We start from the raw sequence: 20,982 nt of genomic DNA on the forward strand, positions 1-20,982 counted from the left end.
CTCACTGATTCAGTGGCTCAATGAATCTCTGAGTCAGTGAATTCACTCTCTCCATTATGGCAAATGACGCTATAGATCATGGACTCTTTGATTCTTAACTTCCAGAAATCAATACTTCATTGACTCTATGACTCATTGATTCAGTCATCAACCGAGGACAGACATTTGGAATAGCTCGACAGATGGGTTGATGTTACGTTCTCTCTCCGAAGGCTGCGTTAAGTTGGTCTCGCATGAATTCTCGTCGGACTCGGCGAGCACGCGAGTCAGACAGGTAATTTTGCATCACTACCCGAGGATCGCTACTACCTTGCTCTGCAGCGATTTCGTCAACACCTTCGAGAACGCCTTCGAGGACTGCTGTATAGGTGTCGTACCAGAATCGACGACAGAGCTGTGGACTCGGTCGTTCACCCTCGATCCGCTCAGGGAGATCTGCTTCCAATGCAAGATTTTGGAACCAATTCCGGATTGTATCTCGGGTCACGTACGGCGTTTCTCCCTGAGAGGAGGGGAACAGGTATCCAGTCCACGTATCGTCTTCCGCTAGCTCGTCAATTCGGGAGTCGAGCACGTGCATTCCGTACAGGAGAGACACCTCACCGGGCCCGTTCTTGCGGCTCTCGAACGTGATGAAGGGGATGTCGTCTTCGGGAACGTCACGCTGGAACTGCGATACATGGAGTGCGGCGACCTCACTCGCTCGAAGTCCCCAGCCAGCTAACGCCACCACGAGCAGCTGTTCTCGTGTTGTCTCCGACGCCTGCATCAACTTCCGAATCTGATTCGCTGAAAGCGAAGGTGTGGGGGAATCTTCGACTTCCCACTTGAATTCGTCGTAGAGGCCGCTCGCAGGGTTCATCGAGGCGATCCGTCGACCGACCAGATGCTGATACCAGGCGTCGACGACGCGCCGCACACGCTGGAGAGTCTGGGCGCTGTATTCGCGTTTAGTTCCCTCGTTCAACCAGTCGAATGCTGCATAGCACGCGTCAACGGCTTCGTAGTCTGGATTCTCTTGATCTCGTTGAATCGGTGTAAGGAGGTCATCTGTCCCGTTTGCCTCTCGATAAGCACGGACGTAGAGATTCAGTCGCGTTCGCAGCGCGTCGACGGACGACGTCGCAAGGCTGTATCGTGATTTCCGCCGGTTGAGGAACTGTTCAAGGGCGTCGATTGTTGCATCATCCGTTGTTGCCCATGTGTAGCCCTCTTTATCATCACCGAGTTCGAGGTCCTCGTTCCAGAACTCCCCGAATGAACGATCGTGATGGCGACGAAGAGCCGCGAGGAATGACCGCGCATCGTGATCCCGAAACCACTGGTGGGTCGGCTTCTCGCCCCTCGGATCGATACCCTCTGCTTTGAGGCAGGGGGCAATCTCGTCCCAGTACAGGTCCGTGAAGTCCTCGAGCGAGCACGAGGTCCATCGGACACCACCGAATGATGGCACCCGCTCAGCGTCGGTCTTGCCCTCCTGCTCGGCATCCGACCGACTCATTGTAGCGATCTCTGGGGGATTTGACCGTCCAAAATTGGATTGGTGCAGAATTCGGTTAGAAACCTAGTCTCGGCCCAGTATGGCGATTCTAAGAGTGGCATATTCGAGTCGTTCAGCGTTTCAATTGGATTCCTTATCAGTTTGTGGGTTGGGCAGACCAATTCAGTCTGCTAAACCCATGCCAGATCGTGTGTGAATATGCCTACAAAGAATATACTGTATGTCGCTATACTGAACCTGCAGCAAATTTTGTGCTTCTTGGAGCAACAGATATTGTCTCGGAGTACTAGCTCAGAGGATCCCATAGTGTTACATATGCTCGTCGTCTTCGAAAATCACCAGCCGTCGAATATTTTGGGCGCCAACACGAATGGGCGGAAGGTCCTTCGATTCCTCGCAGAAATTCGTGGTGTCAGTATAGATCCCGTGAGAATGAGTTAGAGACGCACTGTAGGAGCTCGCCCAACCAAGCTGATGCCAATTGTTTGGTAAGCATTTAGCGCCGAATTGCGAAATTATATCAGCACAACATGACATAGGATATCACAACTCACCTATCACCAATGTCTGAGTCCGACCGAATTCGCGAGGCTGGAAGAATTCTCACTGGATTTGATACTGAGCGGTATGAGGTATTTGCAGAGGACGACTCGCAAAACATCGTTACGATTTGGCAACCACGCGGCAGGGTGGAAGACATCACCGTCTTTCCGAAACCTATCGGTATGCACTCGAAGGCCGAATCGTTCCTCCAGCGGGCGTCCGAAGAGGATGCCCACCTCGCAGCAGCGCCGGAGTGGGCCTACAATATCGATTGGATTGAGGATCATGATGACTTCCTCTTCGCGGATACGGGTCCACTATTTGTCCTTGGGTGCGCCCCCGTTCAAGTAGACGAAATGGAAACTCGGCTCGCCGAATTGAATGAGGAGTACGACTGCTATTCAGCGGAAGGTGAAACTGATGGGAGCCCCGCCGTGCCAGACGAACCGGGAGAATTCGTCACACCGACAATCATCCCAATAGCTGCGAATGCGAGGCGTGGTGAGGACAAAGACGCGTTATTTGTTCAATTTAAGAACAAGCACATGAGCAGCCGTGCGAATGATGTCGAGCTAAAGAGGCTCTGTGAGGGCACAAAGATCTGGGGCTTCCGCTTTTTGAGCGGTGCTGCCGTTGTTCCGTGGACATGCTCCGATGTAATGCAGAGAGAACTCAAAAATGAGGTTCTTACATTCTGCCAAGACGGTCCCTCGTATTCTGTCCATGTCCAATGCAACCCCGATCCATTCAACAAAACGTGGGTCAACTATCGAAAGGAACTTTTTGAGACCGAAGCCCAGGTGTCGTGTATCGTCGCAAATTGGGGGAGTGTGCCACCGATCGGCCCCTTTGGCTATTCCGGGATCTACACTACAACAGATGATTCAACTACGCTGGAGTCAGAGTACAACGACTCATACGAGCGAGGAGGGTTGGTAGCGACCCAACCGGACATTGGATGTGAGTATCTCTGCCTCATCCCTGATGACATCGTAAGTACAGTCATATTCCGACGAAAAACAAACCACGGAACGCCCAGTGGATCGGCAATGATGGCAGATCTCAAAGTCTCAACGACAGCTGTCTTCGATACAGCTGCAGATGAGTACCAACACAAAAATCCGGTCTATCCGGCGCCTGAACCGGATCCCTGCAAAGAGTGGCGAGAGCAGCTTAACACGACCCCACTCAACCGAGAGCTGTTGACCGCACTCCTTCGCGCAGAAATCGAAGCGGACAGTCTTCCAGAACAATTTCCCACCAACCAGAAAGTTTCTTGGGAATCTGTTGAATCCCTCAACGGCGAGATGTGTGAAGAATTAGGACATCTCTTGGAGAATCACCCACGCCGCCGTGGTGCCGGTGAGATCACGCCGAGTACGAGGGATGCGCCTGAAACAATTGCCGAACGGCTAATGGAAGCACTCTCATTTGCAGAGGATGAAGCCGATATTGTCCTCAAGAACGCCTTCGACCGAACAGACGTTCCGGTCAACGCAGAATATCGGGTTGAACAGGTTCCCATTTGTTTGACGACGCTTCCCAACTCAACACCTAACAGTGAGATTGACCGAGCTCGCTGGTTCGTAGAGTGGTTGCGAGTAGACGGAGTCAACTTCAAACCAGTTGCGCTGACTTCTAATTTCAGCTCCAGTAAAGTGAAGACACTGGCCGGATATGAGGACGTCTCTAATATGGTTCGTAATCCAGAGCGAGTCGATGCAACCGATGGATTGGAGGAGATCACGCTATGAACGGATACAATCGCCTTGAACGGCTATACGATGAAGAACACGTAGAACAGGTAGAGGGTTCAGACGACCTCTACAAAATCACACATCCTCGAAGAGGGTACGATGACGAGACGATCCTTGTTCGGTTTATACAACCAGATGATGACTTGGACGAGCTCGAAACGGAAGACAACCGTCAGCTCGAGGTTCTGTTTTATGATGATAAAATTCCGAACCAGTGGAATATCCAGCTCTTCTGGGCATACCCCGAAGAGATGGATATAGACGAATCAAGGCGTACAACGTTCGAGTCTAATACGCGATTTGCGATACGACGGTTTGTCGCCATCGACTCGTTGGATGCGTTTCTGCAACCGCTCCAAACAGTTATTCGAGATCTCGAATCGATGGAAGTTGAGTTCAACCGGGGGGAACTTATCCAGGAGATTCTCGAAGCAGATCTGGGGCTTCTCTTTGAGACCGACTCAACCAACCGGGATGAGCGGCTTGAAAAACTACGCAAAGGAAGTGATTTAGAGGCAGGACCAACGAAACCGAATTTGCCGAAGGGACCTGAGGGAATCATTGACTCAGTAGAATTGGGGTCAGACTTCCGCCGACCGGCTAGCAAGAGAACGCTGGATGCAAAGCCGTTCACACTTCTCTACGGACGGAATGGGAGTGGCAAGACTAGTCTTCTTGATGCGGCCACGCTTGGAATGGTTGGGCAAGTCCGAGGTGAGACTACTCAGCGGAGCTGGAAATATCGTGACTTGAATGTGACCCTCACAGGCAACGGAGACGGACCGGTCCGGCTTTCGAATGACACGTCCGACGTGGCTGATCGGATCAGCGCTTGGTACGGCTTTCGACCAGAGGGTAAGGCAACACGTCACACCGAGTTCTATCATGTGAATTATCACGAAGCAGGTTCGACTACGCGACTCGCAGAACTCGATACGGACCTAGATATTGAACAAACAATCCGGCGTTCGTTGTACGGGGAGCAGTTGTCGAAGGCCCGTAGTGAAAAAAGAGAGTTGGTAAAAGAAGCCGATAGCCGGATTGAACAGGAAGAAAAGCGGATTGCGGAGTTGACTGCCGAAATCAGAGAACTGGAGAATAAGGCTGATCGAGCAGAGAACTTATTTTCTACTGCACGCACAGCTCGCGAAGAACTATCGCCAGGGATGAGAGAACTCATTCCGAATCCTCCGTCGCCCCGCCATGACGACGAAGGAAGTGGGGACTCCAACGAAAAGTGGGTCGATACCTGGACAACCTGGGATGAACGAGTTGCTAGACTTGATGAGAGTCTTAAGAGTGCGGGCCTGAGCAGCGATGAGCCAAAGACGCCTGAAACGTTAGCATCCGAGCTGGCTAGCGAGAGAAACCGAACAGAAACAGCGATTGACAAGCTTGAGGATATTGAAGAGCGGCAAAATAAGCAGAAGCAGCTAAGAGAGCTTCAGGAAGAACTCCATAGCACACGCTGGGGAGAAGCACCGCCGACTGTCGCTTTCGTTGCTATCATCCTCTCAACTGAAGAATTCGAGATTCCAGATCTCTGCGCCATAGAGAAGGCACTCTCTGATGAAGGTCCTGACTCAGAGGAGTCGCTCGAAAAATGGCGAACACGGGTAACGGCTGTTCTCAAGGAGGAACTCGAAAGACTCTCTGAGAAGCGAGAGACGATTCGAGAGATTTCTGACCTACAGGCGAGGCGTGAGGAGCTCTTAGACGAGATTCGCTCACAGACAGAGGAGTATCTTGATATCACTGACGAGGTTGCACACTGTCCAGCCTGTTATCTCGAGCAAACAGAAGCGTCGATTCGAAACCGAGAGCCGCCAGAGGGTCTTCTTTCCTCGGAATCGGGAGTCCCTGATCAGCTACAAGCAGATATCGAACGCATTGAAAATGCACTCGAAGTTCTGGATCGACCCACTTGGGCAACGGTAACGGACAAATTCGAGACTCAGTATGGTGATGTTTGCCGTGCTGAAGACTTCTGGGGAGTGTTTGAGCGAACGAGTTTTGAGTCTTTGCCAAGCGTGTCCGACGCTCACGTCACCAGATTTGGTGAGGCGATTCGACAAAACACGCTCTGGGATCTTAGCAGTGGAGAAGCTATTGAGTTAGTGGGGGATACCCGTCAGGAAACTACAGAGAAGTTGGAGTCACTGGAGAAATCCGTCGAAGACTTCGCTAGACCGATTAATGACGTTCCGAAAGCCATTCAGCGACTAAAAGATCGGCGTATAGAGCTTGACGCTGGCATTCAAATCCTCGAGGATCACGCAATCGGAGAACACCAACAGAACGAGTTTCGTGTGGCGGCTGATCGAACAGTGCTGCACACCGCCAAGTCGGAGTTCCAAAGCGATGCGGTCGTCGTTGAGTCGGTCGCGCAGATCAACGAGCAAATCGAGGAAAAGCAAACTGATCTGGATCACCACCAACACAGGAAGGAAGGTTATGAAGACGGCATTGAGCGATTACAAACCGTCTTCGACAAAGCGGGAGGTGACGAGAACCTCACAGCATACGTCCGAGAACACATGTCGGCAATAACGACGCTGTTTCAGGCGTTCCAACGTCCGTATCAATTCAACGAGGTGCAACTCAATGACGACGACGAAGTTCGTGTGATTCGCCGGGGGCAGGATGACCCGAAGCCAGAGCCGATCACTGATATGAGTTCAGGCCAACGGGCTGCCTTAGCACTCGCAATCTTCGTGACGAACAATCTCACCCATGCACATGCGCCGCCAGTGATGCTACTGGATGAGCCGTTTGCACATCTGGACGATATTAACACGATTTCATTCTTCAACTTGCTCATTGAGCTGGCAACACGCCGAGATGGTGAGCAAGACCGGCAAGTGATCTTCGCGACTGCAAATGAGGACATTGCAGACCTGTTGGAGCGGAAGATTGGTGACTCGCCCAAATTTGACCGGACCCCCATTGAGGGATAGGCTCCGGTATCGATTATCTTTGTCACCCTCTGGACACTGAGCCTGCGCACGTGTTTTGTACTCCACTACCTCACTGGGGCCGATTTTGTGTATTTCTCGGAGGCCTATGGTGTTTCTGTGCTGATTCTAGTTTGAGTCGGCTGTTCCGACGACACATTTTTGAAACTCACCTGAGTCCGATAGTCCGTGTCAATTACACGAGCGAAGTCTATCGATTCTCTCTACGAGGAATGCAAGGATTTCGACCTTGTGCTCGTGCCGGATGCGCCGATGGCGAGTGCCCTGAACCGGCGTCTTGATCAACCCCACTTCGGCCCGTTCGCGATCACACCACGGCGTTTGGCTGCTCGACGTCGAGAACAGGCCGAGGATCGACTCGCGTTCCTCGAAATCATCGAGACGACTGCTCTCAACTGGAAGGAGACGTCCTATGCGGTCGGGAACATCCTCCAGTGCTGGGAATACCAGGGAACGGCTGACGCTATTCTGGACTACGAGCAGTTCGCGACGACGGCAACGCACACTGCTGTCGACTGTATCTCAAAGATGGACACGACGTCTAACCGTCTCACTGAGTACAGTATCGAAGCCGACACGTCGGTCGCTGTTGTCGGCTTCAAGCAGCTTACCGAACTCGAACGCTCGATCCTTCCCCCAGACTACGAGACGGTCGACCCGTTCACCGAGGAGTCATTCGACCATCCATCGTTCCGCATTCTCGACTCACCGGCCGCAATCGTCGACGCAGTCCTCGATACGGTCACGCCGGAAGACGCCGACGACGTGGCTGTCGTCCTCGATGCAGCTAGCCAATATTCCTCGCTCATTGAGTCGGCGTTGGAAGCTGCAGAGATTCCATACTACGGAGGTCCGGGGTTCAATGACGATGCCCATCACCGCGCATTTCTACAGCTCCTTCGAAGTGCCCACGCTGGCCAAGATACGCGAGTAGGCGACGTTCGACCACTCCTCACCCAGCTCGGGATGCTCGTCGACATCGAGCACGACGAGAAGCGTCTCTACGACCTTGACCGCCCGGAAGTAGACTGGCTCCTCGAGTTCCGTGATGAGATTCGTGCCCGCACATTCGAGGAGGCCATCGACGAATACGAAGCAGTCACGGATGCCTCTATCGACGCCTTCAGAGAGGAACTTGCAACGCTCGGCATCCTCGACGACGCCGTCACCGAACCGGCGGTTGACCGTCTTGAGTTCTACTTGCAGTCGTACGAAGTGCCGGTGGATCGGGAGAACGAAGGTGTCCTATTGGCAGATGCAAAATCGGCCGCTCACGTCGACCGCGCCGTCGTGTTCTATCTCGGCCTCGACGAAGGGTGGACACATTCGTCGCCTCGTCGCCCGTGGGTCGACCGAGATCAGGAGTTCGAGCGCAACATCCGGCAGTTCCAACTCCTCCTGCAGAACGGCGTCGACCAGTACTACCTCGTGCAGGACACTGCCGGTGGAACGCCCGTCACCCCGTGCCTATACTTCGAGGAACTGTTCGACGAGGAGTTCGACCGATTCAGTGATTTGGACTCACTGCAGCATTCACGGGCATCTCGAACGACACAGGACGGATTCGAAAAAGAACCACTCAATGTCTCACCCGAGGAAGTCACCGCACTCAGCCAATCGAGCCTGAACACCTACGTCAACTCTCCCCGCGATTACTTCTTCAGCCGACTCGTCGACAACCCGGACAAGGATCACTTTAGGGAAGGGAACCTGTTTCACGATTTCGCGGAGTTCTATGTCTCGCATCCGGACGCCATCACGTCTGATACACTCGATGAGGTCGCAGCAGTCATTCTCGACGAGGTTGACCCGTTCCTCCGAGGCGTCGATCGGGAGGTTCGACTCACCAAGTACCGCGTTGGTCTCCAGACCATCGTCGAGTTCCTCGATACAAACCCACCTCAGGGCGACGGCATGACGACACCAGATACTGGCTGGGGAGAGAATTTCTTCGCTGCGTATTACGATCGCTCCATCGATGCGTCGCACACTGAACGCTGGTTCGAGAACACCGACCTCGGATTGAAGGGGAAGATCGACCTCGTTCACAGCCCTGCCCGACTCCTCGACTACAAGAGTGGCTCAAAGAAGTCGGCACACTCCATCGTCAAACACTCGGCGCTCGACCCACCGAGCGACAAACCGAACTTCCAGGCATTGCTGTATCTTGCTCACCAGCGTACTGAGCGCCCGGATGAGGAACTTCGATTCACGTTCTTCCACTTCCTCGAAACGCTCGACGATGTGGTGACGGGGAATGGGTCTCTCGACGATTGTCTCACGACTGTGACGTATTATCCCGTTACGTACGAGGGATACATCGCGAGACGAGACACCTTCACCGAACTGCAGGAAGACGCCGCAAACGACTGTAACAAGACCTTCTCCAAGGTGGAGTACGAAGAGTATTCGGAGTTCTTGGACGTACACGAGTTCCCGGAGACAAGAGACAAGAGTGAACTCTTGGATTCCATGTTTGCTCGCCTATTGACGGAACAGATGAAGGAGAGCGTTGGCGACTACAAGTACGTGAAAAACGGCTGCAAGCAGGCCCTGAGACACTTGCTCCGTATTCGCAACCAAAACTACTTCACTGGCGACGTGGACGCGTTCGAGCAGTTCGTCCGAGATCGCCTTTCGGAGTTGAACACTCGCCGTGCGGGTGACGAGCGCTTCCCAGTTCAGGGACTCGGTGGCGATCCCAACTATCGGTACGTAGACAACCGAGATTGCATCCTGGAGAGTGAGTCGCGATGACCGCACCAAACGACCAACAGCAAGACCTGATCGACAGCAAACAGGGCATCCACGTCGTCGACGCCGGCGCAGGGACTGGAAAGACGTTCACCGTCACCCGTCGCTACGCCGAAATCGTCGACCAAGACGACGTCGAACCTGAGGACGTCCTCCTCGTGACGTTCACCAACAACGCGGCGACAGAGATGAAGGACCGAATCGTCGCCCACTGTGACTACGGGATGCGTGAACTCTCGGACGCACCGATCCAGACGTTCCACAGCCTCTGTCACGACATCCTCATGGAACATGGCTTCGAGGCACCGACGCTCCTCGGCATTGACGACCGCATCACGGGGTCCACACGTGTCCTCGAAGACGAAAACGTCGAGAAGACGCAGTTCCGCGAGTTCATCCGTCGATTCAGCGACGACCACCCCGAGTATGACGACTTCTTCCGCGCCGTTGAGGAACCAGTCGAACTCCTCGGTTTGATTAATCAGCTCGCGGCGAAAGGTGTCTTCCCGACGGCTGATAGCTGGTACCGGAACGGCGAGCGGCATCTGGACGGCGACTTCGACGCATTTCGAGCGATCTTCGACGAGCTGAACCAGCCCCGTAACGACGGGAACAAGCAGTCGAAGCTTCGCTCGAAACTCGGGGGCTACGGGAACGACAAGTGCTATCTCCCAGACGCGCCCGATGAGGACGAAATCCGTGGCGGGTGGGGTGAGAAGCAGGTTCCTGATGGCGTCGCACAGCTGGTGTTTGACGAACAGCGAGAGGACCTCAAGAACTTCGTCCACGACGTCTACCACGAGTACCTCGAGTTCGCACTCAGTCGGAACTACCTCAACTTCAGCTTTCTTCAACTATTTGCGTTCGTCCTGCTCTGTGACGACCATCGACTCCGCGATGACGTCGCGTTCGAGTACGTGATGATCGACGAATTCCAGGACTCTAGCGAGATCCAGTTCAAACTCGCACTCCTGCTCGGGGACACGAACAACGTCTGTGTCGTCGGCGACTGGAAACAGAGCATCTACTCGTTCCAGTACGCCGCCGTCGAGAACATCACCAAGTTCGAGTCCCGCCTGGATCGGTTCGTCGACGAGCTCAACGAGGACCACGAACGAGTGTCGTGGGCGACCCGCCCGATCATCGATATTGAGCTAGTCGAGAACTACCGGTCGACGCAGGACATTCTCGACTTCTCCGAGCACAGTCTGGTGACGCCTGCGGCAAGCACAGACGACGTCGACGAGGCGGCCGTCCAAGATAGAATTGTGTCGCTCTCCTCGAACGCTGCGCACGAGAACTCCCGCATCGAGGCGATTCAACACGAAGACGAACACGAGGCCGTTCTGACCAAGATACAGGAGATCGTCGGGAACGACGCGTATCAGGTCGAAGAGGACGACGAACTCCGTCTCCCGGAGTACGGTGACATCGCCGTCCTCACCCGGACTCGTGACTTCGGCCGGGAACTCCTCTCTGTCGCCGAGGAGTACGGGTTGCCGATGGCGTACGAGGGCGGCATCGAGTTGTTCCGGTCCGACCCGGCGAAGCTTCTGTTGGCGTGGTTACGGATTCTCGAATCAGACGCCGAGCGAGGATGGGCGGTCGTCCTCGAGGAAGCTGGCTACACGCTCGATGAGGTCAAACACGTCCTCGATACCGAGGCGTACCCCGCCAATATGCAGACGTTCAAGTCGGAGCTTGGAACACTGGAGACGGTCGGTGGGGTTGCCCAACGCGTGTTCTCCCAGTACGACTACGACGGGGCCTACGCCGACGTGCTGCTGACGACGATTCAGTCCGTTCACAGCGCGACGACATTGACACGAGGTGACCTCATCCGATTCATCGAACGCGGGATCGAAGACGGAAGCACCCACGAGGTCCACGCGAGCGCCGGTGTGAATTCGGTGACGGTCCAGACCATCCACGCGGCCAAGGGGCTCGAGCATCCCATTGTCGTGCTCGCGAACATGAACTCCCATTGCTTCCCACCATCAGGCGGGAACAGTAACGCGATCACGTTCGACGATCCGATTGGACTACGCCAGCGGAAGCTCTACGCCGACGACCACGGATATCCCCACATTCACGACAACTGGCGGAGTGACGTCCTCCGGAAGTGCCTGCCGCGTGGGTACGACGAAGAACGACGCTTGCTCTACGTCGCGATGACGCGGGCTGAGAGCCACCTCGTGTTCGCTGCAGGCGAGAATCCGAACACATTCATCGAAGAACTCCCGGTCGACCTCGAGGAACTGGAGCCTGACGTTCAGGAAGCCGACATCAGCGAGACGACGCAGGCGCACTTGCAGATTGCCGTGCCGACGCCGGATGGTCCAGTCGGTCACTCGCCGCATACGCTGATGCGTGACGATGTGTTCGAGGATGTCGATGACGGGAGAGGGACAGCGTTCGGTACACAGACCCACGAGTTCGCTGAGCGGTACGTACTGGAAGGAGACATCGATCCCTCGAACGACGACGAACGTCACCTCAAGTCGCTCATAGACTCGCTCGATGGTGAGCTACGAGTTGAGGAGGATGCGTATCTGCCACTCACTGTCGACGGCGAGCAGGTCACCATCTCTGGAATCATCGACCTCGTTCACATTCGTCCCGATTCCGTCGAGATCATCGACTTCAAGACTGATCTCGGACGGCACGCCGAGGGGGAGTATCGGAAGCAACTCAGCGTGTACTATCACGTGCTGAATGAATGGTTCTCTGGTCGAGAGGTGACCGCAGAGATCTTCTATACTGCACAAGGGGTCCGTGTTGATATTGATCCACTCTCGAAACCGGACCTAGTCGCGCTGATTAGTCAAGAACAGCGTTCGGAAGCCAGCATTCTCGAGTAGTCGTACCGCAAATCCAGATATCTCCTTCGACATATCCGGAATTCGTTCGGGGCCAAGTTGTTCGGCGGCAACGGATTCCTCAGAGCAGAGAAGAACATCCGCGCACTCAGCACCGACCGAGATGAATTGGGGGTGCTTGTTACTTGTCTGGTGCCATGCATGCGTTTATACGGTAGAAGAGTCAAAATCAGGTCGACAAATGAGTCTTGATGAGGCCGTTGAAGAAGCGCTCGCGACGTATAATATGTCGCGCAGCGAAGAGGCCGAGGAAACGGGCCGAACAGTCGCCACCCTCCAAGACTAACAGCGCCACATCACCGAGGTTTCGAATCTTTTCAGCAAATTCTCACTTCGGTAGCCCTGGCGTTGCCTTCAGTTCCGGATATCCAGCTCGTTCGGCGGCTTCCCTGACGAATCAGTGTGCTAGCTGTATTCGCTCAGCGGCTTTGCTCTATTGAACTATCGAGGGGTCGCCGTATCACCGCTCTTTGGTACAACTCTGGCATTTGAGTCCATCTGAAATCGTTTGAAGCGGGTTGCGTTCGGTGAGTTTCCGTTCACACGACGAACATCGAACAGTATCAGCTACACCGATCCCACTCCCGTATCCGAGAGTAACGGTTTGATGTATGCTACCGTCGATAAGTTCGAAATCGATCTCGCCTCGCTCGTACTCAACTTCCGTCAGAGTAAGCGGTGTGACCTGCACGTCGAGTGAGTGCCGCTCTCGGATTTCTCGTTGCCGATTAGGGAATCCACTGTCACGGCGCTCCTGTAATTCGTTGAGCGTCTCGTCGAGTTCCTCGTACTCCGATTTGAGTTCTTTCCGTTCTCGCAGCGCTTGGACGCGTGAATCCTCGTCTCCTGTGTTGATCTTCTCACTCAGCTCGTTGATCTTCGACGACAGGTTCGAGTGTTCTTCCTGTAGCTCCTGGATACGCTGTTGTTGCATCTGGCGGTACTCTTCAACTTCTGAATCTGCCGCACGCGAGGCTTCTCGATGAATGTCGTCGAGCTGCCCCTGTACGCTTTCAAGCAACAGTTCCCGGGCTGTTTCGAGGAGAGGACGCACGTCTGTCTTGGTCAGCTGTACAGCGCCACTAGTGGCCGTCTCGCTCTCTACTGTGGTGGTCTCGAGGAATGTCTCCGCCAGTTTTGGAAGGCTCTCCTCTGATCGCGTGTCTACAGCGACGGCGCGGAGAAGCTCTTGCTGGTATTCACTGACGGTCTCGATACCGACACGAAAGAGAACCACGATGGCTGTGCGGTCGTAGTACGGAGTGAACTGTGCGCTCTGCACCTCGACAGCGCTCTTTTGAATCCACTCCGGACTCTCGATGTCTGATTCACTCTCTATCGACAGCTTGCCAGATGGCGATCGTTCACCCGCCTCACGGAGTAGCTGTTGAAAGAACGCACTCTCCGGATGCAGTCGTTTCGTTCTATCATCGTCATCGTCTGGAGTTCCCTCCCCCCGGATGAGTGTGTGTCTCCCGTGGGTGATCTCGGTGTCTATGTCATCGGGTACCGACACCAGCCAGTGATCGTCACTTCGCTCGATGGAACAGCCGATAGATCGGAGATACCGTTCTGTGAACTGCTCTACCACAGATTGCGTGACAGAAATCGAAGCGTCAGTCATCGCTCTCCCCCAGATCGAATCCTTCGAACACACCGCTATTGAACTCCTCAAGTTTGTCGGCGAGTTCGCGCTGTTCCTGGAGGTCAACTGCCATCGCATCGAAGTCGTTCTCAAGATCGACTTCGGAATCAGCGGCCACCAACCGTTCGAAGATCTCGTCTTCGAAGCTTGTTCCCGACTCTTCCAAGCGGCTCAAGATTGAACTCAGTTCTCCGACGCTCTGCTGGAAGAGATCGATCTTGTGGTACAACCGTTCCAGTACGTACTCTTCGACTGTATCTTTCAACGCCATGTTGAAGATGAATACGTCTCGCTTCTGGCCGATCCGGTGTACGCGTCCGATACGTTGTTCAACACGCATCGGATTCCACGGCAAGTCTAAATTGACTAATATATTGCAAAACTGTAGGTTACGGCCTTCACTCATAGCGTCGGTTGAGACGAGGATTCCTCCCTCTTCTTCGAAGTCTTCGACAATTTGCTCCTTCTCGCTGCTTGAGTGCCCGCCGTGGAATGCGTGTACTGTGTATCCCTCCGAGGCGAGTCTGTCGAGGATCTGCTGTTGGGTTGCTCGGAACTGAGTGAAGACGATGACTCTCCCCATCTCAACGTTGTCGCGGGCTTCTTCGACGATATCCAAGAGTCGTTCCTGTTTGGTCACGGTATCGATCTCATCGATCAGATCTAAGATCGACTCCAGTTCGTCTGCGTGCGTGAGCTCCGACTGGTCGTAGAGTCGCTTCTCGATGGTCTTCTTGAGTGCGACCGGGCTGCTGACGACCTCCTTCTGAAGGAGCATCAATACGAGCTTCTGGCCTTGGTCCTGACTGTACGCACCTTTGACGTAGTCGGAGACTGCCTGGTAGAGTTCACGTTCCTTCGGGGTGGGATCGAACGTCCGTGTGTCGATAGTCCGATCTGTGAAATCGATATCTGTGTCTTCCCGTCGGTTCCGGATCATCACTTTGTTCAACCGATCCTGTAGCTCGTCTCGATTCACCAGTGTCTCCTGATTGCTGTTCACGAAGTAGTGGTGGAAGACGTCGCGTGTGCCGAATAGCCCAGGGCGGAGTAGCGAGACGACGTTGTACAGGTCAGTCAGTTCGTTCTGAATCGGCGTCGCCGTCAGGAAGAACGCGTAGTTGTAGGAAAGTCGGTCAATCAGGTCGTAACGGTCCGTCTCTTCGTTTTTGACGTAGTGGGCCTCGTCGAGTACCAGAACGTCCCAGTTACGGTCAAGAACCGTCTGACGATGTCGCTCGCTCTTCGCAGTATCGATGCTTGCAATGATGTAATCGTAGGCGTCGAAATCTTCGAATTCGTCGTCGTAGTTGCAGACGAAGTCAAGACCGAATTTCTCTCGGAGTTCAGCCTGCCACTGTTTGGCCAACTGTGCAGGAGTGAGGATGAGGACGGATTCGTCCGTTTCCCGGAAGTGCATCTCTTTGAGAATCATCCCGACCTCGATGGTCTTCCCGAGACCGACCTCGTCAGCCAGGAGTGCTTTTCCGTCCATTTCGAAGAGAGCCCGGTAGGCTGCATCCACTTGGTGTTCGAGAAGTTTGACGGCGTTCTCGTCCAACTCTTTCAGTGACCGGAGTTCTGAATCTGGTTGGCCTGCTTGCAGACGGAGTGCCTGGATACTCTGCAGATGACTCCCATCAGTACCGTCCTCAGACAGTGAATCCAGAAGATCGTCAGCAGATTCGTGTGTGACCTCGATATCGACGAGGTCGTACCCGCTCATATGTTCGTAGAAGCAGGTGTGCGTGAAATACGTTTTGTGACTACAAATCAGCAACCAGGCAGCTGTGTCTCCATTTCGGAAGTGAAAATATGCAGCTGAACTCCCACCGAATCACTAAGTGGGTGTGAAATAACATTAGGGTAGGTAATCAAAGATGACCCAGTGGGCCAGTCACTACTTAGAAATCCCCGAAGCAATCCGAAGTAACGATGCCCTTCAAACGCAGATCGCCGATATCATTCCTGGTCGCCCAATCTATGGAAAGAGGGTAGAAGGCGGTGACCGAGAACAAAATGCACGAGATATTCTCCTCGACTTCTTTGACTGCGAAATTGAATATCAAGAGGCATACGAACGTGTTCTACAGGAGCTTCCAAGGCGCGAATCGCCGCATTCACACGATAATAATACGTTTAGCAGCGATTGGAATGAGGCCTTGATTCGAATGCAAGCTGTTCGCTTCTACAACCACGGGGCATTTCTACAACTGAAGGAACTCGGGTACTCAGAATGCTATATTCCACATTCGCCACACGAAAACAGAGGGTCAGAGTGTACCAGGAAACTAGCTGGCGACACGTGGGAAATTGACCCGCTACTTAACCGATTGAAAGAACGGTATGATAAAGAGAACTACGACACGCCCGTAACAATCCCTAGTCGGCCGAATTGCACCCACACTCCGATTCCTCCCGATATGGCTGAAGACTACTAACAAAGCTGCTGAATTCGCGGGACCATAGTGTTTATTGGGTGCCACTGAGGTTTGTTTAAGTATCAAGATGGCACAGACGGGATCCTTACCAAATACGCTCGAAGACACGGTGACCCTCAGCCGCGAGCTTCGGGAAGAAGGACAGATCGATGGGCAGGTAAAACTCTACAATGTTGATGACGATGACGAGTTCGAGTCTGACGCAGCACTCTTTTTCGAACGGACGCTGATGACTCAGGGCCTTCGGGAGGCCCTTTCGATTCTTCGTGATTCCTTGACTGGGGACGACCCACGTGGCACGCACATTCTCTATGGCCCGTACGGCAGTGGGAAGTCTCACCAGATGGTGGCACTGTACCACTGTTTCGACGATCCCGACGCCGCGGGTGCGTGGGCAAGTGATTCGGTTGAAGGGTTCGACGCTGCGCTTCCGGAGTCGGCGACGCCGATCACGGTTGCGATGCAGAACGAACAGTACGAGTACCTCTGGGAGCCGTTCTTCGAGGCGCTCGATTACGATCCTGGAACGTTCGAGTCGGGTGGCTATCCCGATATGCAGACGATTCAGGAGGCTGTCGGCGACACCACGGTCGCATTCTTCGTGGACGAATTAGAGGACTGGTTCGATACGCTTCAGGGTGACCGAAAGAGCGCGAACAAGGCCTTCCTCCAGTCACTGCTCGAATCGACCGCGCTCTCGGATCTCGAACTCTACACGATCGTCTCGGTGCTCCGCGAAGGATCTGAGGTTCACGACATTCTGAATCGGGAACAGGCGGTCGAGGTCAACATGAACAACCAGGTGGACAAGCGCGAGGTCCTGCGCCACCGCCTGATCGACTCCGTAAACGAGAGTGCGGCCCGCGAGATCGTCAACGGGTACTTCGACGCATATGACCAAGCCGACGGGCACGTTGATCTCCCCGACGACTTGCTGTCGGAGATGCACGATCTCTATCCGTTCCACCCTGTGCTTCTGGATGCCCTCGAGACACGCTACTACGCCGATGAGGGCAACCAGAACACGCGCGGGATGATCTACCTCTTCTCGAAGGTCCTCTTGCAGATGCAGGATCAGACGGACCTGATCACACACGGCGACATCGACGCCATCGAGTTTGAGGACGAACTGGCGAAGATCAACTACGAACGACTGAACGCCGCTACCGGTGACATCAAAAGTCGTGTTGACACGGATGAAGTGCCCCACGGTCGTCGCATCCTGAACACGATTCTCCTCTACTCGTTGAAGCCGAGCGAAGGCGAGGGTGCGGAGGTGTCGGAGATCGTGATGGGTGCCTACCAGACAGGTGATCTCGTCTCCGACGTCGTCCTCAACCTCGAACGATTGCACGGCGTTGCATGGCACCTCCATAAGCTGAACGGGAAGTACGCCATCCGCGACCGGCAGAACCCGAACGCACTCATCCGGAACGCAGCCGTCGACGTGTCGGAGACGTCGGCGAAGGCCGAGATCGCGGACTTCATCACGGATATCTTCGGCTCGAACGCGCACCCGGTCGGGTTTCGGACGAACGATATGCGGGACATTCCGGACGACCGTGAGGTGAAGGTCGTCGTGAAGGACGGCCAGTGGACCCAGGACGAGGTGAAGAAGGTCATCACGAACGACGGTCGCGGACGCGAGTGGCGCAACACACTCGTGTTCGTCCAGCCCTCGGGGGACAAGGCCATCGAGTCCGGCACACGGTACATCGATAAGGCACGGTATATCGAGGGCGCGCGACAGGTACTCGCCGACGAGTCTCTCGACGACGAAATCCGCACATCGATTCGCAGTATGATGGAGCAGGAGGAGAACGAACTCCGTGAAGAGCTTCAACTCCTGTACGGCGATGTGATCGACGGAGACAATCTGATGGACGACGACGAGTGGGCGAAGGTGGAGCCGATGGATCTCGATGTCTTCGTCCTCGACGAGGCGGAACTCGACGCCTCGAACATTGCAGACTCTGCGGCAGCTGACCCGTTCGACCTCCAGTCGCACGTCTGGGACATCGCCGAGGACCTGCTGGAACGACGTGGGGAAATCTCGGTCGAGGACATCTACGAGCAGTTCCTCCGTGACCCGGAACTCCCGATTCCCGGCAGCGCCAACGACGTGTTGAACGCGACCGTCGAAGCGCTCGACGGCAAGCCGGTACTTGCCCGTGACACCGGCGGGTTCCGCGACGACCTTTCGGGAAGCTCGCTGGACACTGTACTCGTTCAGCAGGACGACGTGGACGTGTGGGGTGTCGATGACGCTGAGCAGGAGCTCCGCCAGCGCTTTGGGAGCGGCACGACTGCACTCGATATCGGTGACTTCGAACTGGAGCTCGTTGAGGACGGCGAGATCTGGATCGACGGTGACAGCCACGACGTTGTGATGCGGGCTATCGGCCGGCTCGCCCGTGAGGACCAGTACGTCATCGTGAAAGGGAACGAGATCCTCGACAAGCCACAATCCGACGCGACGCTCCGTGACGTCGGCGGTGCGGAGGTCGTCGGTGCGTCGTCCCTCGTGGACCGTATCGAGGAGCATATCAACGACGACGGGTACGCGAATCTCGACACGATCATCGGGGAGGTTCGGTCAGATGAAGCAGTGTTCCTGCCGCCGGACGAGACCGAATCGGTTGCTCGTGAGGCGGTCAACGAGTTCCTCGTCGACGACTACGTGCTGGAGGCAGGCGGTCGGTATCTCGGTTCGCTCGGCGACCGCGAGCCGACGACAGTCAAGATCGTCCCGACGGTATCCGACCGAATCGGTGACCAGATTCTGGCGTACATCGAGGACCTGGAACCGGGCGACCAGTTCACCGTCAACAAGGTCACCGACCGCTTCGACGACAGCGTCACCGAGTACATGGTGCGGACGTTCCTGCTGGAGAACATCGGGAAGGACGAGGAACCGGAGTACGTGGTCAACACAACCGGGTCGGACAAGGCCACCGACTGGGTGCCCGGCTATCCGTTCCGGAAGGCTGATACAGAGGCTGATACGTGGCGCTTCGAGTACAACGGCGACGACGTCGCCGCGATGCGGAGCAAGTGGCGGAACAACCACCAGACGGGGAGCGTCGAGTACGGCGACGTCACCTTCATGCTGCCCGACAGGGAGGGTGTTCCCGGTGCTCTTCAGGGGACCGCCGACGTTGAGCGGACGCAGGTCAGCTTGACGTTGCGGTCCGAACAGGACTACACGAAGGTGCAGGACCTGTTTGAGCGGATGCCGGAAGAGGCGTCGAGCCTAAAGATCGAGATCACCTTCCAAAAGTAGCGTTATTGGGAGTGCTACGATCCGGTTTCTTGGATATCGTCCTGAAGATCTTTGGGGAGAGATTTCATCTGAGCCCACTGAGCAACATACCGTAGCAATCTCGCCAATCGTCCATTCTCAGAGGTCGTATCTGATTCAGTACTTGACTCGTCTCCGTTGTCTACTCCTAGAAGCTCTCCCATTGTGGGGACAGTCGTGTTCATATCTAGTCTCATAATGGTGAAGAGCCGAACCGTGTAGAACGCACTTGCAGAGAGTATTGTGATCTGGGCAAGTAGATTAAGCAGGATATGGGAACCATCGATTACGTCGAAGAATATCGAGGGGATGGCTTCGACAACCTGCATCGGCAACGAAAGATCTGGTGAACTGATTAGAAACAGCATTGGCAGGAAGATCCCAAAGACTGCGAGTCTCGCACTAGTAGAAAGAACATGTGATCCGAAGTTGCGCTGCAGGAAGTCCGCCGTCAAGTCACTTTCTACGGCATTAACTCCGAAGCTATCTAAGTCCGAATCGAGAATTTCCATTATCGTCACAAGGGAGAAAATATTCTTCCCCGTCAAGTCCTCTGGGCGGGCACCTGCAATGTTCTCGTCTCGTGTTCGTCGATTTCTGTCTAACCACGCACTGATCCGATCAGCGTCTCCCAGTATGTCATCGTGATAATAGAATCCTTCTGCTTCTTCAGGTGGTTGACCAGTTATTTCTGTATAGAGAATTCTATCATTTCCATTATCCCGGTAGAGTAGACTGTATTCAAGTTCTTGGACGGCATTCTGCAATTTTGCTAACTGGTCGCGTGTGGGTTCTGCTGAGAGTACGGTGAAATCAGAGAGGATATGTGAAATCCCCGAGGTGAGCGCCCAGACCTGCGCAGAAACTGGTGCGTTCTTATTACTGGCCCATGACTCAACTGAAGATACGTCTTCCAACTCGTAGCGTGTGTTGTCAACATTAATATCAGAATTTTCTCTGATTGTCCGTGCGATTGTGTCCATCAGCGGCTGATATCGTTGTTTGAGTTCGATTGCCTCTTCTCGTGCTTTATCAGTACGCCTACGCCGGCGTTCCCTTCGGCTCAAATGAGTAGAGACTGTAAACGCAATTGTCAGGCCGATAATTGCTGCCGATGCCTGAGCAATCGTTGAATAAAACCACGCTGGGGCGGCCATACTATCTGTCTGACCTTTGCCTGTATCAA

Annotated in this window: 9 protein-coding genes; 5 read left to right on the forward strand and 4 right to left on the reverse strand. The window is 54.5% G+C overall.

All coding sequences use genetic code 11. From position 1 onward, the window contains the following. Positions 1-193 precede the first annotated feature (193 nt). Complete coding sequence (locus tag ACOZ4O_RS01550) at positions 194-1,501, reverse strand: tyrosine-type recombinase/integrase (RefSeq protein WP_424523554.1); 1,308 nt, start codon at positions 1,499-1,501, stop codon at positions 194-196. A gap of 563 nt (positions 1,502-2,064) precedes the next feature. On the opposite strand from ACOZ4O_RS01550, the gene ACOZ4O_RS01555 reads away from it, so the two are divergent. The 4 genes from ACOZ4O_RS01555 to ACOZ4O_RS01570 all read left to right on the forward strand — a co-directional run bounded on the left by ACOZ4O_RS01555 (position 2,065) and on the right by ACOZ4O_RS01570 (position 12,391). Next, the gene (locus tag ACOZ4O_RS01555) at positions 2,065-3,798 is read left to right on the forward strand and encodes a hypothetical protein (protein ID WP_424523555.1); all 1,734 of its coding nucleotides are present in this window, start codon (positions 2,065-2,067) and stop codon (positions 3,796-3,798) included. After that, positions 3,795-6,758: an AAA family ATPase gene (locus ACOZ4O_RS01560; protein ID WP_424523556.1), complete on the forward strand. Its 2,964-nt coding sequence runs from the start codon at positions 3,795-3,797 to the stop codon at positions 6,756-6,758. The genes ACOZ4O_RS01555 and ACOZ4O_RS01560 overlap by 4 nt, the downstream gene beginning before the upstream one ends. 186 nt (positions 6,759-6,944) lie before the next feature. Further along, entirely contained in the window at positions 6,945-9,533 is a 2,589-nt protein-coding gene (locus ACOZ4O_RS01565) for a PD-(D/E)XK nuclease family protein (RefSeq protein ID WP_424523557.1), read from the forward strand. Then, positions 9,530-12,391, forward strand: coding sequence for a UvrD-helicase domain-containing protein (locus ACOZ4O_RS01570; protein ID WP_424523558.1), 2,862 nt, complete (start codon positions 9,530-9,532; stop codon positions 12,389-12,391). The genes ACOZ4O_RS01565 and ACOZ4O_RS01570 overlap by 4 nt, the downstream gene beginning before the upstream one ends. A gap of 478 nt (positions 12,392-12,869) precedes the next feature. Here the strand turns inward: ACOZ4O_RS01570 and ACOZ4O_RS01575 are convergent, their stop codons facing one another. Together ACOZ4O_RS01575 and ACOZ4O_RS01580 are read right to left on the reverse strand one after the other, a co-directional pair. Further along, positions 12,870-14,033, reverse strand: a complete 1,164-nt coding sequence (locus ACOZ4O_RS01575) for a hypothetical protein (protein WP_424523559.1) — start codon at positions 14,031-14,033, stop codon at positions 12,870-12,872. Beyond that, a complete protein-coding gene (locus ACOZ4O_RS01580) occupies positions 14,026-15,780 on the reverse strand; it encodes a DEAD/DEAH box helicase (RefSeq protein ID WP_424523560.1) in 1,755 nt (584 codons plus the stop codon). Before ACOZ4O_RS01580 ends, ACOZ4O_RS01575 begins: the two co-directional genes overlap by 8 nt. A gap of 782 nt (positions 15,781-16,562) precedes the next feature. Between ACOZ4O_RS01580 and ACOZ4O_RS01585 the strand changes: the two genes are divergently transcribed. After that, positions 16,563-19,778: a DUF499 domain-containing protein gene (locus ACOZ4O_RS01585; protein WP_424523561.1), complete on the forward strand. Its 3,216-nt coding sequence runs from the start codon at positions 16,563-16,565 to the stop codon at positions 19,776-19,778. A gap of 14 nt (positions 19,779-19,792) precedes the next feature. On the opposite strand, the gene ACOZ4O_RS01590 is transcribed toward ACOZ4O_RS01585, so the two are convergent. Further along, entirely contained in the window at positions 19,793-20,953 is a 1,161-nt protein-coding gene (locus ACOZ4O_RS01590; protein WP_424523562.1) for a hypothetical protein, read from the reverse strand. Positions 20,954-20,982: the final 29 nt, after the last annotated feature.

The organism is Salarchaeum japonicum, assembly GCF_049705945.1.
Lineage (GTDB): Archaea > Halobacteriota > Halobacteria > Halobacteriales > Halobacteriaceae > Salarchaeum > Salarchaeum japonicum_A.